Source organism: Bradyrhizobium sp. 40, assembly GCF_023100925.1.
GTDB lineage: Bacteria > Pseudomonadota > Alphaproteobacteria > Rhizobiales > Xanthobacteraceae > Bradyrhizobium.
Genome location: NZ_CP064688.1, coordinates 5,882,601 through 5,897,731, shown reverse-complemented (window position 1 = coordinate 5,897,731; position 15,131 = coordinate 5,882,601). Strand labels below are relative to the sequence as shown.

Genomic DNA, 15,131 nt, shown 5'->3' with positions numbered 1-15,131 from the left:
GTCTCGATCGACCTCGGCACCGGCACCGACCACGTCAACCTCGCAGGCGGACTAAATTCAGTATCGCTGACGGGCGTCGACAGCGTCAGCGCCAGCGACTTCTCGGGTCCCGCCTCCGACGACACGCTGGTGCTTCTCATCGACGTCACCGGCCTGACGATCGATCTCGGGCCCGGCACCAACACCGTCACCCTAGCCGCTGGAACGAACTCGCTGGACGGCCTGTACAACATCAACCAGATCAACGGCTCGTCAACAGACGACGTCCTGACGCTGACCCAGCAGTCGTTCGGCACCATCGACATGGGCGGCGGCAACGACACCGTCAACTTCGTCGGCACCGCCGGAACGGTCATCGTGGTCAACGCCGAGACCGTCAACGGCAGCATCGGCAACGACTTCATCGCCATCGGCAACACCTCGGGAACAACGATGGTGACCGGCGGGATGGGAGCGGACAACATCACGGCAAGCGTTGCCGCGGACAACTTCAATTTCAACAGCGCCGCCGAATCGCAGACCGGAAACGGCGACACGGTCGTCAGCTTCAACGCCGCGAACGACGCCTTCGTCTTCACCAACATGACCGGTCCGAACGGCTTCACCGGGCCGATCCATTTCGTCGGCACCGGCGGCTTCGACGGGACGGCCGGATCTCTGCATTCCGACGCCCGCGTCGATGGCCCCGGCGCGAACGCCACACTGCAGATCGACGTTAATGGAGACGGACAGTTCGGATCCGGTGATATGGAGATTCATCTGGTCAACTACACTGGCACGCTTACCGACGCCAACTTCCTGCTGCACTGACCGGGAGGCGAGGTGCCAGCCGTGCGCGAAAGTCGGCGCGTCCCACGGCCGACCCAAGCTCATTCTGCTCCAGAGTTGGGTCGCCTAGTCCGTCCGAACATTAGCCCCAACGAGTTTGCGCGATTGCGAACTGCCTTTTGGGTACGCTCCAAGGCTACTGCGACCTGATATGGTCGGTAGCCTCGGTCCACCATTTCGCGCAACTGCCGCTCGTCTTCGGAGGTCCACCGTTTGATAATCGGATAGCTATCGCTGGCCATGCCAAGGTTCCTGCTGCTCGTGCCTCAATCCGCAGCGAGCAATGCAAGTTCCAGCATCATGGGACCGAACCCGTTACATCGCTATCCTGAACGATGCAGCCTCGACAAATAACCAACTTCGAGGTCAGCTGTCGGTCGCTTTCGGCTTCGATTTCGTCGTGTACGACCCACCACGCGTCTGAATAAGGACGCAGGGTAGCGATTGTCTTTTGGCGTTCGACATTGCGCTCCTCACCCGCTTGCGACGGCCTCGGCGCTTGACGATTTTTTTTCATCGGAACGAGATGGGGGGCGGGATCAAGTCCATCCCAGGCAACAACAGACGTCATCCTTGCGGAGGGCGTACCGGCGCAGCCGCTGAGGATGAGCGCTATAGTTGCAGATGTTATTGCGACGTGCTTGACCAACGCTGCGTGCCGCCTTGCGCGGTACGACCAACAAAGTTCCGCCAGTGGAACCCTAGTAAAAGTCGGTTAGCAATCTGTTAACGCGGGAGTCCAACCACAACCGCAGGCATGCGAACTCTTGCTTTCCGAGCATCAATCTGAACCGACCGCTGCCCGAACCGCGCTATTGGGTTGCCTCTCAAGATCTGAGCCCGGAATCCTTTCAGCGAAGAGTGAGCAACACGTTGCCCAGCATCACGGGCCACGCTGAGAGCTCTTGAGCGGTCGCAAACATGAAAGCCCATAGCTGAAATCAAGTAGCGCTTCGTGAAGAAGGGCTCATATCCTGCTTCGCGGACCAAGCTAGGCGCGATCGGAGCAGTACCTGCCCGACAGCTATTGTTTTCTTCCGCGCACGAACCGCCGCAGGAGTTTCATCGGATCGGCCTCAAGTGCTTCTGCGATGACGATGAACTCAACGACGTCCAACCGGCGTTCGCCGCCCTCGTATTTAGCCACAAAAGATTGCGGCTTGCGCAGCTTCTTGGCGAGTGCCTGCTGACGGATCCCGGCCTTATGTCGCGTTGCGACAAGAAGGGCGATGAGGCGGGCATATTCGGCGGATTTGAGGGATTTTTCCATTGGCCGCCGGGGCTTGCGATTGGGCGGCGGTCAATCTGATCCTGGAACGGGATTATCCCAAAAGAGGATAATATTAACTCTGCTGTGCGAAGCTGGCTGCCGAAGGGCGCGGTCGCGCTGGACTTGTGCGGCCAGCGGAGCGCAATGGCGGCCGGGCATCCCAAACTCAAGGAGTTTCACAGTGCTGGCCGAACTGCATCAGGATCCGCTTACGTCTCACTCCCGCGCCTCGAGCATCCGCGAGCAGGCGCTGTTTCATCTGCTTCTCGGAGAGCTCATGGCCGCCCGCTGGCAGCAGGGCTGCCACGATATCGAGGTGCTCAAGAGCGAGGTCGATAGGGGCGGCTACGACATCGTGTTGGAAGCCAACGGGATCCTTCGACATGTCCAGTTGAAGTCGACCTTGTCAGGGTCCGCGGTCAGGCATGTGACCGTCAGTACCCGGCTGCTTGAGAAGCCGAGCGGCTGCGTGGTCTGGCTTGAGGTCGACCAGCGGACGCTGGCGCTGGAGAGCTACCTCTGGTTCGGTGGCGAGCCGGGAGCAAGGCTGCCGGATCTGGGCTCGAAGATCAGCCGGCACTCCCGCGGCGATAGTACCGGGCTGAAGCCCGAGCGCCCGATGCATCGCGACCTGGGCAAGGCCTGCTTTGAGCGTCTCGATAGTGCAGATCAGCTGCTCGCCAGGCTGTTCGGTTAGCTCCAGGGACGACAGACGACGCGCCCCCCCCTGGGGGCGAGCGGCAGCTCGCGTAGTCGATTAGGCCGCTCGTTGTAGGCCGGCCGCCTGACCTGGTGGGTTCAGGGTGGCGGCGGCCGCGGATGATCGTGGCGTGCCCGATTATGAGCGAAAAAGTCGATAGCCTGGCCAAGCCCCAGGGAAGGCCGTGGAGGAGATTTGTCTGCTCCCCGCACTCCGACAGGTCCGGAATCCTTTAAATCGCACCTCAAGCGAAGCCTATGCGGTGCGCCCATGGTTTGTATGGCGATAAATCTCAAGCGAAAACAATGGTTTAGGTGCGGCTCAGTGGCTTGGATGGCGTTCTTTCACCCGTTCGCGGGCCAAACGCGGGCTGTAATACCGGCGCCGGCCCGATACAGGGGAATTGGCACAAGTCATGCTATAATTGGCGGATACATTGCTGAGGAGCCAATTTGATGCATCAGCCTCCCAAAAAGGTACAGTCGCCTCCGACCCAGTTCGAAAAGCCTGCCAAGGAGCGTTTGATCGAAGCCGCCGACAGGTTTTTCCGGTTGCTCGGGATCAGGGTCGAACCAAGCTTGATCGCTCACGATGCGCATACGAACATGGACACCCTGATCAAGTATTTCGGCCATGGCGATCCGTTGGTGGATCGCTTCATCAAGTCTTTGGTTGCGGACGCGGAAGAATATTGGCGCGGTCGCTCTGAGGAGTATCCGAACGATCCTGTGTCGCAGCTGCGGGAATGGCTCGCCTACGAAGGACATCAGACAGGCTACATGATGGAGCCCGCGGTGCTGCTGTCGCGCACCGCGGCGGAATTGTTCGAGCCGCTCAAGCATCATCCCTTGTTGAAGGAAATCGAGAACTATTGGCAGGCGGAGCGGCGGCGGGTAGTCGGACTCTGCAAGGCCGCAAAACTGCGCGATCCCTTAGAGCTTGCAGATAAGCTGCTTCTGCTGGTGCACGGCGCGCGGAACGAACGGGGGGCTTACGGATCCTTGAAGCCGAGCCGCTTGCTCCAGAAGGCTGGAAACGAGATGATGGTCGCTCACGGCGCCCAGAATGAGTCCGCGGGTGACCGCCCTGAGGAATTGGATTGAAATCGGGTATGACCAAGACCGATGACGCCGCCCTGGTCGTCTTTACCTCTGAGACGCGTCAAGAGATCTTGGCTCACGCGGGGTCGCGCGGCTGGGTTCTCAGTCCCAAGAGTGTCGAGCACTGCCACTACCTCGTCTGCTGCCGCCGGCAGGATTGGGAAAACAAAGCCGAGGGCATCGCACCTCGGACTGCATTCCTGGTCGGCCGAATTTCATCGCTCACGCCTCTCGACGAGACTAAAAACTCGCGAGGGCAGGCTCGTTTTCACATCGGAATCTCCGAGTTCGCCGACGTTGCGGTCGCGGATGTCTGGCGCAAGGAGCTGCGCAACCCGGTCGCCTATGCTGGCCTGAAGCAGCTCGGAATCCAGCTCAAGCGGCTGAAGTTTCAACCGGTGCCCGACGCGTCAAACGGCTCTGATGAGGCGCGAGGGGGGCTCACCATTGCCGAGGCGAAGAAAGCGTTGGCGGCCACCTTTGGCGTGCGGCCCGAAGATGTTGAGATCACGATCAAGGGGTGACCGAATTAACCAATGTCGCGATCGCGGGCTATGTATCCACCAAGTATAGCTGAAGTATATGATCATGGTATAGTTGGGACCTTGTCTGTTGGAGAGGTCTCATGAGTGATTTCCGCGTTGACCATCTGCCCATCGCCGATTTGAAGCCGAACCCGGCGAATGCCAGGCGGCATTCGCGCAAGCAGCTGCACCAGATCGCCGCCTCGATTCGCGAGTTCGGGTTCAACAGCATCGTTGTGGCCGATGAGGAGGGGGTGATCCTGGTCGGCCATGGCCGGGTCGAGGGCGCCCGCTTTGCGGGATTGGAGCGGGTGCCGGTGCTGCGGGTCGGCCATTTGACACCCGCGCAGAAGACCGCGTTCTCGCTCGCGGACAACAAGGTTGCGCTGAACTCGGATTGGGATACAGACCAGCTGCGCGTGCTCTGGCGCGAGCTGACGGGCGCGGAGGTCAATTTCGATCTGGAAGTGACCGGCTTCGAGACTGCCGAGATTGATCTCTTGGTCGATGGCGAAGCGATGCGCGAGAAGCCGGATCGTAGTGATCTGGTTCCACCGGTCCGGTCAGATGCGGTGTCGCGAATCGGAGATCTCTGGACTCTCGGAGAGCATCGTCTGCTGTGCGGCGATGCGTGCGATGCGGCTTCGTTTGCCGATCTGATGGACGGCGACCAGGCCCGCCTGGTCTTCACTGATCCCCCCTACAATGTGCGGATCGATGGTCATGTCAGCGGGCTTGGGGCAGTGAAGCATCGCGAATTCAAGATGGCCTCCGGCGAGATGAGCTCGGCCGAATTTGCCGGGTTCCTGGCCATGGTGTTCGGCAATATGGCGCGGGTGAGCCTGGACGGCGCGATCCATTTCATCTGCATGGATTGGCGTCATTTGGGCGAGGTGTTGAAGGCGACCGGAGGGGTCTATTCCGAGCTGAAGAACGTCTGCGTCTGGACCAAAAGCAATGGCGGCATGGGGTCGTTCTACCGCTCCAAGCACGAGCTGGTGTTCGTCTACAAGGTGGGCCAGGCGGCGCATTTGAATACGATCGAGCTCGGCAAGCACGGCCGCTATCGTACCAATGTCTGGGATTATGCCGGCGCGAACAGCTTTCGGTCGGGCAGGGACGCCGAGCTCGAGATGCACCCGACGGTCAAGCCCACCGCACTCGTGATCGATGCCATCAAGGATTGCTCGCGCCGCGGCGATATCGTGCTCGACCCGTTTTGTGGGTCCGGCACCACGATCATGGCGGCCCAGAAGTGCCGGAGGCGGGCCCGCGCGATCGAGCTCGACCCGCTGTATGTCGATGTCGCCATCCGCCGCTGGCAGGCCTATACGGGGCAGCCGGCGACCATGGCATTGACGGCAGAGACCTTTACGGAGATCGAGCGGCGTCGCGCCGACCCGCTGCAGTAGGGATTGCTCTGCGCCCAGGCTTTCTGACGCAGCGACGAAGGCGAAGTCCTAGCTCAGCGCTGCGACCATTCCTCGGCTTTTCGAAAGAGCTCGATAAGAGCATTCCTGTGCTTGTGGATATCATCCATTCGGACGTTCATCCGGATGGATTCCTTGCCCTTGCTCAGCGCTTCCAGTCCTGCCGCTTCCAAATTATCGATGATCGATTGCCGTTCCGTAGCGCCAACCTTGATCCAAACGGCGCAATGCGATGCCACCTTCCGCGGAAAAAACCAGCAGAACAGATAGCCGCCCGTAGTCAAAGCGATATGCGACTTGTTGTAGTACAGCTTCGCTTCACCGCTTGTTGCTGGGACCAGCGAGCAGCAAGCATCGACCACGGCAAGAAGTTCCGGCTTTGTCCGTGCTTCCCAATAGGCGCGATTGGCCTCCGGCGATTGCGGCTCATCGCCATCGCCATTCGGATTGAATTCGTGGGTATCAAGCACCCGAATGAACTGCAGGGCGACTTCGTTGTCGATTTGGAAGGCGCTGAGCTGAATGGCGATCAGCGGCACTGCGCGATTCAGTAATCGAATGACATTGAAGAAGCGGCTTGTGATTTCTTCGGCGACAATCACCGCGCAATGTTGCAGCGACGGATAACGCTGCCGCTCCACGTCCCAATATTCGATGGTCCGAATGATATGACTCTCGTCGACCGGGCCGAGCATCACCTCGACCTCATAGCGGGTATCGTTTTCGAAATCAGCCATCAGGAAGTCGATGCGCCCGCCCGAGGCCTGGATTCGCTCCCGCTTGATCACCTGCAAATCGCCAAGTCCGAGCAGCGAGGGATCATCCAGAATCTGTTGCTGGAGCCAAGATTCGTTCAGAGCTAGCGATCGGAGGCGTTGCGAGTTGATTTTCTTAAGCTTGAGGACGGCTTGGGTCATCGCGGTCAGACCATTTCCTGTTGATGTGCCGTACGATGGGAGCCGAGTGCCAAAGATTGCATTAAGCCGTGCAGCCTGTTGTCCTGAAGGTTGATGCCCTCTGAATGCCGCATGCCCCTCTCAATTTGTGGAATGGCGTACCCACTGACGACCGGTCTTGTTCGGCCATGTCGCGGCGCTTCGCGAGCTCTGAGGTCTAGAACGCCCGGTCCAGGCGATCTTTGGCTCAATCCAAGCTCGCCCCCAGCGCTTGGTTAAAAGAACCTCCCACGGGTGCGAGGTATTTTCTGCGGCAGGCAAACGCTGCGTTCAATGCGCGTCACTAATGTACGCAGGACATCGAATTCCTGACCGGGGCGACGCTCGGTCTGCCTCGTGGGACATTGCATGCGTCTTCTCAGCCTTACCGCGTCGACCGCGGGCCTGCTTATCTTGTCTTTGGCTCCTTCAATCGCCGCCGAATCCGTTTTGATGCCGGCGAAAGGGGAAACTTGCAAAAATCTGCCCGCGCAATGGGAGGCCGTGGGATGGCGGTGCCCTGGACCTGCAGGCTTCTCACTTGTCTATTCGGGAGGTGAGGGCGAGAGCGGCATAGGCTTCGGACGGACCAATCAGGAGAAAGAGCTGACCGCCGATTCCTCCTGGAGCGGGACAACGATCGACGCAATCGGCGTGCGAGCTGAATGGAGGATGTCAAACGGCATCCCGTTCGCGGCCATCATCGCGCGATGGCGGGCCGCCGGGGAGGGCGCCAGTAACTCTGGCCGCCTCGAATATTTGGTTGTGAAAGTCACAGATCGGGGTAGTTGCGCCGTTGCAACGTTCGGTGCGTTGGGGGTGAGCGCCCTAAACAACGCCCGCAAGCTGGCGGATGATCGTGTTCCGCTATTCCGATGTGGTATCGACAAGCCTTCGTTGGCGGCCGACGTTGATGGAAGCAACGTCAGCAGGCTAGACCTCTATTTCGCTTCCTCCGAGCTGCTAGACCATAACGGCTCCATCGTGGAGCTGACCCGATCCGAGCGCGGGCTTATTGAGATCCGCTACAAGGAGCCCCGAAAGGGCCTTCCCATACAGCCGAACACTGTTCTTTTTTCGGGGCAAGAGACCGGCGGAGCGCTAAGCGGAACCGCCTACGTCTTCAAGGCAAATTGCGAAGGAGCTGGTTATCCGGTCACGGGTAAGCGACAGAATGGCGTTCTGGTTCTGGAGGGCGCTGCTCCCCGCCGCGACAAGTCTTCCTGCCGCGTATCCTCAGCCTCCTCGGACTCAAAGCATGCCAGGCTCGAGTTCAACTTTGATCCCGTTTTAAACGGAGGATTTGAGAAAGAGATTGCCTCCGTTGCCGTGAGCCGCACTGAAGTTGCCTCTGTGACGAGCACGCAGGCTGATCTCGCCATGAGCGGGGCGCCATCAGCTCGGCCAAGTGATCGAGATGGCCCATTTGTCGACTGGAAGAATGGCAAGCTCGGCCGCTTAAGCTCGTTTGCCGGCACCTACACTTATGATGCTGTTCTGGACGATCCCGAGGTCAAGCGCGCGCTGCAAGAGCTTGTTGGCGACGGACGAGTGAAGAAGCTCCGGGACTCCATCTCGGTCATGAGCCCTATCGGGCTCATTGGCGCAGACCTCGTCTTGACGGGCAATGCCGAGCATCAAGGTGGTATAAAGGAAGCAACCGTCTGGATTTCCATTCACGATGGATCTGTTCGTGCAGCATTGCTCGATGCTGGCACCGTCACTGTATTTGCGCGTGACGCGAAGTATGAGCACCTGCCGGAGGAATTTCGCAACATCGTTCGGCGATTTAGCGCGTCCGCCCGCGGGATCGTGGCCGTGGAGGACAGGCCTCCCCAAGGAGCCTCCTGGGTTCGATGACGAAAAGAGTTCGGTGCAGCATTGCTGCTCTTTGAGGCCCGCTGAGGCCAAGGTCGCGCAGTCACTGCGCAGCGTTGATGAAGCGCCTAACTGCCCGGTTTACTTGATTGAGATCGCAGATTTTGGTACAAGTTAATTGCCTCGCACGAGAGCTGTGGTTGGGCCCATATGGGCTTTGCGTGACGCCGAAACCCGGCATGTAGTGCGTAAATGATGGCGTGACGCCTGATGGGTCCGAATTCCTGCGTGCAGGGATTTGGTCACCCGGAGGGCCACGCCATTTCTCTTTTGTGGGTCCTCCCTGAATCCATTGTTCAAGGAGAACGACATGCCTCGCAACAGCAAGGGACAGTTCGACAAGGGCACGACTGGCAATCCAAAGGGCCGTCCGCGGAAGCGGTCGCATCCCATCTCGGATGGTCAGATGCGGCGCGATTTTTTTGATGCGACGGAAATGCTGGTGCCGATCATCGAAGGCAATGAGCGTAAGATGATCCCTGCGCACCATGCCATTGACAAGCAGTTGGTCATCAAGGCGGTGTCTGGCGACATGCGGGCCATCTGCGAATACAACAAGAGGCGCGAGCGCTACACACTGGAGCATGTCCGGGCGCAGCTTAAGAGTCTCGAACTCATCTTCGAGGGCGAAGACCGGATCCGGATGTTTCCTGAAGACGTCACGGATGAGTATAAGCGCGTGCTCGCGCTGTTGCGCATGAAGATCGATCCGGACTACTTGCTTTAAACAAACTCGACGTTTCACACTCGCAAATTGGGAGCGCTTCTCGCGCTCCCTTTTTTTGTCTTGCTGCTGGCCATGCACAGGCCCGTCGGGATGCGACTCGTCCGCGACAGATCCGAGCGTGTTTGGCACCTGTTAAGTTCCTGTTAGCTGCCTGTTTCGGGCCTGTTCGGCCATTCCTTCGCAAACCCATTGCGCCGCGCAAGTCCTTGTTAATCGCCAGCTTTTCTCGCCAGCCGCCACGGTGGCCATCGAGCGCGATTTTTTTCAGGCGACAGGAGAAGCTTCATCCCGCTCCGTTTGGAGGGCCCCGAATAGATCGGACAGCCCTCGACCGGTGTGTTAAAGGCGGGGATGAAAAAATTCATTTTGGCGATGCTGCTCATCACGACGCCGGCATTGGCGCAGCCCGAACCGCCAGCTGCGAAGGCCCCATTGACCGATCGCGAACGGGTTCAGGCCGATCGTGCGCAGGCCGCCACGCAGGAGAAGGACGCCCCAACCGCGCGCCCGTGGGACCGGGGCGCGGATGGCAAGCGGCCTTGGGACCGGGGCGCCCAGGCGAAGTAGCAGCGTTCTCGACGGGAACTCGCAGGCTTTGCCGGCAATCGGCAGCCTTCCGTAAGGAGCCTTCCGTGACGGAACTGAGTTTACGCGGCACGGGCTGAGCTGAGCTGCCTCAATTTCTCTATCGAGCCGCCCGGGGCAGCGGGCTCTGGCTCCGCTTCCTCGCCAGTCGGCACGGCCTATCTGACGGTCACTTCCACAGCGATGACCGAGGATCCGCGCTGCCTGCGGTTTTCGCCCGACACGGCAATTCGGAACCGGTCAGTTCCTGGACGTGAGGGGGCTTGGTAGCGAAATGACGGGCCGGCGATCGTCACGCTACCGGCACTGGGCGCCTCTGCCAGTTTAACTTCGTCCAAAAGCTGAGTTCTGCCGCGCAGGCCTTGCAGGCATTCCGTCCCGGCTGGGATTGAAATAACCCAATATACGGTGTCGGAAAGCAGTACAAAGCGTTCGGGCCGCAAGGCACATTCACCCGCGGTCGCAGCATGCGCTTGCAGCCAGTATCCCGCGAAAAAACATAGACTTGCCGCCGCTGTTTTGAGCCTCATGCTGCCGCCCGTGCGGTGATCATGATTGGATGGGCCAGGCATGCTCAAACAAAATCGCCGCCACCGGCTGCCCGGTGTTGCGGCGATTCATGGTTGACACGGCTGGTCGCTAAACGCTTTGCGTTCACCGAGCGTACCAATACCCCCACCAGCGTTGCGACACAGGCCGCGCCTCCGCCTTGAGCGCCGCGACTTCCTCGACAGAGCGAAGGTTGGGGCCATAGATCGCAGGCGGGTAAACATCATCCCAAAACACGTAGCCGGTTCGGACGTAGGCCGACCGATGATGCGCAGGAGCCAGCGCAAGCTCCGCGGCTGAAGCTGTGGTCGTTATCAAAGCAAGGCCAAGAACAGAAAGAGCAATGGATGGAGCAAGGGTGCGGAAGTTCATTGGATCAATCCCTCTCGAAATGGGCGAGAAATAGAAAATGCGACGGCCTGTGAAAGGTTGCAAGCGCATCGTTCCATAGAACGGCTGCGAAATCCAGCTTTTCAGGTGCGCGAATCCAGCCGGAAGGTTCGGGCAGAGCAGACTTGAGGGTGACACCTGTCGTTGGGGCTGGTGAAGACAGCGCTACCGATGAGCCGACAACTCAGATGCTGCTGCTCACGACATGATCAGGCCTGAACAATCTTTTGGCGCCAGGAGAGTCATCGGGAATCATCATGTGGACACACTGCTCACTCTTGATGAGCACCGCACTCTTCAGGACGATTCCTATGGCTTCTGCTTTTGTCTTCGCCTTGATCTTCTGCGCCGGCGTCATGTTGGGCTATGCGCTGCGGACCTTGCGCCCGCAACGCTCGACGACGAACGAGCCCTCCGATACGCCGCGCAGAACGGCCCGATCGACTCCCAGTTCGGCATTCGGACACACCCGACGTGCCTTTTAGGCCTCATCCAGGGTGCGGGCGACACCTCGGTTCTCACGATCATAGGCGACATAGGACATGACCCAGCCGATGAGGGACGCACCGCGACGCTACATCGTGGACGGTACAGGACAGCGTGTGCTTTTCGGTTTGACGATTGCGGAAACCATCGAGTTCGAGACGTTGGACAAGCCCGACGCGCCACTCGGCCCTGGCCTTCGCCTCGATCAGAGCAAGCCGGGACAACGATGGCTGGAGCTATACGCCAAGCATGAGCGGGCCTGGCGCAACTGGATGGCCGACACGCGAGCAGGACGGGAAGTGCCCCTCGTGCTCAACTAGGTGACGCCGTTAGCCCGTGACTGCGAGGCCATCCGTTCGCTTCAGGAACAATCTCCCCGACGGAACGGCAGTCATCCCGGGCTGGTCATACCGCGAGCATCCGGCTGCCTTGTATGCTCATGAGAGTCAGATTGCCCGTCGCGTAGGCGCCCGTATCGATGTTGACCCGGTTTGCCAGGATTTCGGCGGTGCGCACCGGCGTGTGACCATGAACGATATATTTGCTGAACTGCTCCTCGCTCCGAAGGAATTCTTCGCGAATCCAAAGCAGGTCGCTTTCGCTTTGCTCGGCCAAGGGGACACCCGGGCGAACGCCGGCGTGGACAAAGAAGAAGTCTCCACAGGTAAAACTAAGGCGTAGTTCGTCCAGGAACTCCAGATGCTCCCCCGGCATTGCGCGGATCAAGTCGCGCATGATCGACGCCGGGTCGTCGCGCTTCAGGTCTGGCGGCGCGAGTCCATAGGACATGAGCGTCTGGGCGCCTCCGATGCGAATCCAATCTTCAAACAACGATGGGTCTTCGAAAACCCTCACCAGAAATGCCTCGTGGTTTCCCTTGAGAAAAATCGAGTTTCCCCGCCGGCTTCGTTCAACTAGGAGGTCAAGGGTGGCGCGCGTGTCCGGTCCGCGATCGACGTAATCGCCCATGAACACCTCGATCGCATAGCGTGGCCGACTGTGGGCCAAGTCGGCGTCGATGACCCGCAGCATGGGCTGCAGCAAATGCGAGCAGCCATGAATATCCGAGATCGCGTAAATGCGAACGCCGTCGGGCAGTTGCGGCCTGTGAATTGGCGGGTGTGACCGGGCAAGAGATGTCATGGCGCGCACACTCGGTGAGGTGGTGGGGATCATTTCGCCAAGTCAGTCCACGGCCGGACCCCTATTGAAGGGAGCCGCCTCTCAGACGGCCCGATTGCGCCGAAAGAAAGGAGGATATTCGCTTGCTTAGCTTGTCAGCGCGCGCTGAGCAAATCAGGCAATCCCGCCCTGGGGTGCATCGCGACCGGCAGCGGGATGATGCATGCCTCGCTGAAGACGTTTGGGGGGATACAGCTTTAGATCGCACTTCCTCGAATTTCTAATAATCGAATTATATCGCTTGCGGAGTGACTCAATGCGGGCAACAGGCGCATCAAAGATGAGCTGCTAGCGCTTCATGCAAGCGCCCGACCGAATTCGAAGTGGAACTTGATTCAAAATAGGGCAGCGAGTTTCGATCGTGTGTCAGCACTGTGACGCAAATCTTCCGCGCGCGATGACATCTCAACAAAACGCGATGCATTCATGCATCGCAAAAGTTTCGCGTGCAGCGCCACAATATCGCTGTGTTCACTTCACAGTTTGCGTTCGGGGAAGTGACGGATCTTCAGCATCACGGATCAGCGTCAAGCATTCTCGATAGCAGAGGTTCGAATGGCTGTTGCAACTTATGGTTCTGAAAGCGCTGGTGCACTGTCGTCGGCGCGCGGCACGGCTCTTCAGCGGCCTTTTCAGATCGTCATAATCGCTGCTGATCTGCTGCTCATCCTGCTCAGTTACGCTGCAGGGGCGGCGCTCTACAATGTCGCGCTTGCCTCCATTGGCGACGGCGCATCGATGGGGGCTGGATTGATTGTCGGCGTTGTGTTCGTCGCAGTCGCATATTCCCAGGATGTCTACGCCACGCACCGCTTGCTGAATCTGGTCTGGCAGCTGCGCAAGGCCGTCTTCATCTGGTTGGCGTCGCTGACGATCCTCGCTGTCGCGGCCTTTTTGCTGAAATCGACGGACAATCTGTCTCGCGGCACAGTGATCATTTTTGCTGCAATCGGCGGCGCCGGATTGATCAGCCTGCGCTTTGTCTGGCAGTTCGTACTCGCGACAAACTATGCCAGAAGCCGGCTGGTCGATCGCAAGGTGATCCTGTTGAGCCTGAAGCCGCTCGATTTCACCTCAAGCCGCTTCAAGGATTTGCGCAGGAACGGTTTCGACGTCATGCGTCATTTCGTGCTTGGGATCGACAGCGGCGATGGCCATTGGGAGCGGCAGATTCGCGATGTCATTCGGCAGTCTCGCCAGGCGGACGTCGACGAATATCTTCTAGCGATCGATTGGAACGAATTGCCGATGCTTCGAAAGATCGGGCCCTTCCTGCGCGCGGTGCCCCAACCGGTACGCCTTCTGCCGGACGATTCAATCGCCGACCTCGTGTCGCGCCCATTCCTGCCGGTCAGTGGGACCGTGGCGGTCGAGATTCAGCGGCCGCCGCTCAGCGTTTTCGAGCGTCTCCAAAAGCGCTGTCTAGATGTGGGAGTAGCCCTGTTGGCGCTCGTCATACTTACACCGCTGCTGCTGACTGTCGCCGTTCTGATCAAGGTCGGATCGCCGGGAGCTGCCATCTTCCGCCAGTCGCGTAGAGGGTTCAACGGCAAGCCGTTCGAGATATGGAAATTTCGGACCATGACGGTCTGCGAGGACGGGCAGACGATTACCCAGGCCACCAAGCGGGATGCTCGGGTCACCAAGATCGGGCGTTTCCTTCGGATGACGAGCATCGACGAGTTGCCGCAGCTTTGGAATGTCTTGCGCGGCGACATGTCCCTGGTCGGGCCGCGCCCGCATGCGCTCGCCCACGACAATTACTATGACGAGCTCATCAGCAAATACGTCTACCGCCACCACATGAAACCGGGCCTGACAGGCTGGGCTCAGGTCAACGGCTTCCGGGGGGAAACCCCGACCATCGATCTGATGGAAAAAAGGGTGGAATACGACGTCTGGTACGTCAGCAATTGGAGTATCTGGCTGGATCTGAAGATCATGGCGCGTACGGCCTCGACGGTGCTGTTCCAGGAGGCCTACTAATAGGACCCGCCTAGGGGACCAGCGGCACCTATGAGCCGTTAGCTTCCGTTGCGGGGGGGCTTCTTGAAGAGGCGAAGGACGGCGTCCCGCAGCGCAAGCATTGGCGGGACAAGGACGAAGAACGCTCCCATGGCGACTGAGACGACGACGTGGCGCAGCGAAAAAGGCTCGTCATGCTCGAGTTCCCGGCGATTCGGATCGAGCGGGGCAGGCGCGAGTGTGGTCGCCATCGGCCGGGAGTCCCGGCGGGCCTTGCGCGGGGGAACCACGATCAACACGAAAAGAATATTGAGCAACACCCAGATGCTCAAGACAATAAGAGCAATCACCATCCGAACCTGCCGAAAAAGTACAAAGAGTATGAGCGCACGTTAGCCTCCTGAACCTCGGAAGGAAAGGTGCTCAAGAATTCGGCAGTCCAGGCTGCGGTCACGATCAATAGCCCTTCGTGCCGGGGGCAAGTTTGTGCAGGCAACACGTCACTATCTACTATCTTTCGTCCGGATTGCCGTCGTCAATCCATGCCTTGGGCTATGGCAGAGATCGCCATTTGTGGATTCC

At 59.3% G+C, this 15,131-nt stretch carries 15 protein-coding genes; 10 read left to right on the top strand and 5 right to left on the bottom strand.

Annotation, left to right across the window (positions count from 1 at the left end):
- Positions 1–129 precede the first annotated feature (129 nt).
- Entirely contained in the window at positions 130–810 is a 681-nt protein-coding gene (locus IVB40_RS28305; protein ID WP_247816961.1) for a hypothetical protein, read from the top strand.
- Between the two features lie 1,042 nt (positions 811–1,852).
- On the opposite strand, the gene IVB40_RS28300 is transcribed toward IVB40_RS28305, so the two are convergent.
- Positions 1,853–2,098 carry a helix-turn-helix transcriptional regulator gene (locus IVB40_RS28300; RefSeq protein ID WP_247816960.1) on the bottom strand — a complete coding sequence of 82 codons (246 nt, stop codon included), beginning with the start codon at positions 2,096–2,098 and terminating at the stop codon, positions 1,853–1,855.
- 181 nt (positions 2,099–2,279) lie between these two features.
- Between IVB40_RS28300 and IVB40_RS28295 the strand changes: the two genes are divergently transcribed.
- From IVB40_RS28295 to IVB40_RS28280, 4 genes are all read left to right on the top strand, one after another.
- Positions 2,280–2,795 (top strand): hypothetical protein, encoded by a 516-nt coding sequence (locus IVB40_RS28295; RefSeq protein WP_247529929.1) that lies wholly within the window; start codon positions 2,280–2,282, stop codon positions 2,793–2,795.
- A gap of 524 nt (positions 2,796–3,319) precedes the next feature.
- Positions 3,320–3,901: a hypothetical protein gene (locus IVB40_RS28290; protein WP_247816959.1), complete on the top strand. Its 582-nt coding sequence runs from the start codon at positions 3,320–3,322 to the stop codon at positions 3,899–3,901.
- Positions 3,902–3,909: 8 nt separating this feature from the next.
- The gene (locus IVB40_RS28285) at positions 3,910–4,422 is read left to right on the top strand and encodes a tautomerase family protein (RefSeq protein WP_247816958.1); all 513 of its coding nucleotides are present in this window, start codon (positions 3,910–3,912) and stop codon (positions 4,420–4,422) included.
- Between the two features lie 101 nt (positions 4,423–4,523).
- Positions 4,524–5,834: a DNA methyltransferase gene (locus IVB40_RS28280; protein ID WP_247816957.1), complete on the top strand. Its 1,311-nt coding sequence runs from the start codon at positions 4,524–4,526 to the stop codon at positions 5,832–5,834.
- 53 nt (positions 5,835–5,887) lie between these two features.
- Here the strand turns inward: IVB40_RS28280 and IVB40_RS28275 are convergent, their stop codons facing one another.
- Positions 5,888–6,769 carry a hypothetical protein gene (locus tag IVB40_RS28275; RefSeq protein ID WP_247282704.1) on the bottom strand — a complete coding sequence of 294 codons (882 nt, stop codon included), beginning with the start codon at positions 6,767–6,769 and terminating at the stop codon, positions 5,888–5,890.
- A 387-nt stretch (positions 6,770–7,156) separates the two neighbouring features.
- On the opposite strand from IVB40_RS28275, the gene IVB40_RS28270 reads away from it, so the two are divergent.
- The 3 genes from IVB40_RS28270 (at position 7,157) to IVB40_RS28260 (ending at position 9,959) form a co-directional block, all read left to right on the top strand.
- A complete protein-coding gene (locus IVB40_RS28270) occupies positions 7,157–8,647 on the top strand; it encodes a hypothetical protein (protein ID WP_247816956.1) in 1,491 nt (496 codons plus the stop codon).
- A 328-nt stretch (positions 8,648–8,975) separates the two neighbouring features.
- Positions 8,976–9,392, top strand: coding sequence for a DUF5681 domain-containing protein (locus IVB40_RS28265; protein WP_247282732.1), 417 nt, complete (start codon positions 8,976–8,978; stop codon positions 9,390–9,392).
- Positions 9,393–9,743: 351 nt separating this feature from the next.
- Entirely contained in the window at positions 9,744–9,959 is a 216-nt protein-coding gene (locus IVB40_RS28260; RefSeq protein WP_247816955.1) for a hypothetical protein, read from the top strand.
- 672 nt (positions 9,960–10,631) lie between these two features.
- Here IVB40_RS28260 and IVB40_RS28255 read toward each other — a convergent pair.
- Positions 10,632–10,898, bottom strand: a complete 267-nt coding sequence (locus IVB40_RS28255; protein ID WP_247282706.1) for a hypothetical protein — start codon at positions 10,896–10,898, stop codon at positions 10,632–10,634.
- 560 nt (positions 10,899–11,458) lie between these two features.
- On the opposite strand from IVB40_RS28255, the gene IVB40_RS28250 reads away from it, so the two are divergent.
- Entirely contained in the window at positions 11,459–11,722 is a 264-nt protein-coding gene (locus IVB40_RS28250; protein WP_247282708.1) for a hypothetical protein, read from the top strand.
- A gap of 85 nt (positions 11,723–11,807) precedes the next feature.
- Here IVB40_RS28250 and IVB40_RS28245 read toward each other — a convergent pair whose 3' ends face one another.
- Complete coding sequence (locus tag IVB40_RS28245; protein ID WP_247357259.1) at positions 11,808–12,545, bottom strand: metallophosphoesterase family protein; 738 nt, start codon at positions 12,543–12,545, stop codon at positions 11,808–11,810.
- Positions 12,546–13,139: 594 nt separating this feature from the next.
- Between IVB40_RS28245 and IVB40_RS28240 the strand changes: the two genes are divergently transcribed.
- A complete protein-coding gene (locus tag IVB40_RS28240; protein WP_247816954.1) occupies positions 13,140–14,570 on the top strand; it encodes an undecaprenyl-phosphate glucose phosphotransferase in 1,431 nt (476 codons plus the stop codon).
- Between the two features lie 38 nt (positions 14,571–14,608).
- On the opposite strand, the gene IVB40_RS28235 is transcribed toward IVB40_RS28240, so the two are convergent.
- Positions 14,609–14,902, bottom strand: coding sequence for a hypothetical protein (locus tag IVB40_RS28235; RefSeq protein WP_247816953.1), 294 nt, complete (start codon positions 14,900–14,902; stop codon positions 14,609–14,611).
- Positions 14,903–15,131: the final 229 nt, after the last annotated feature.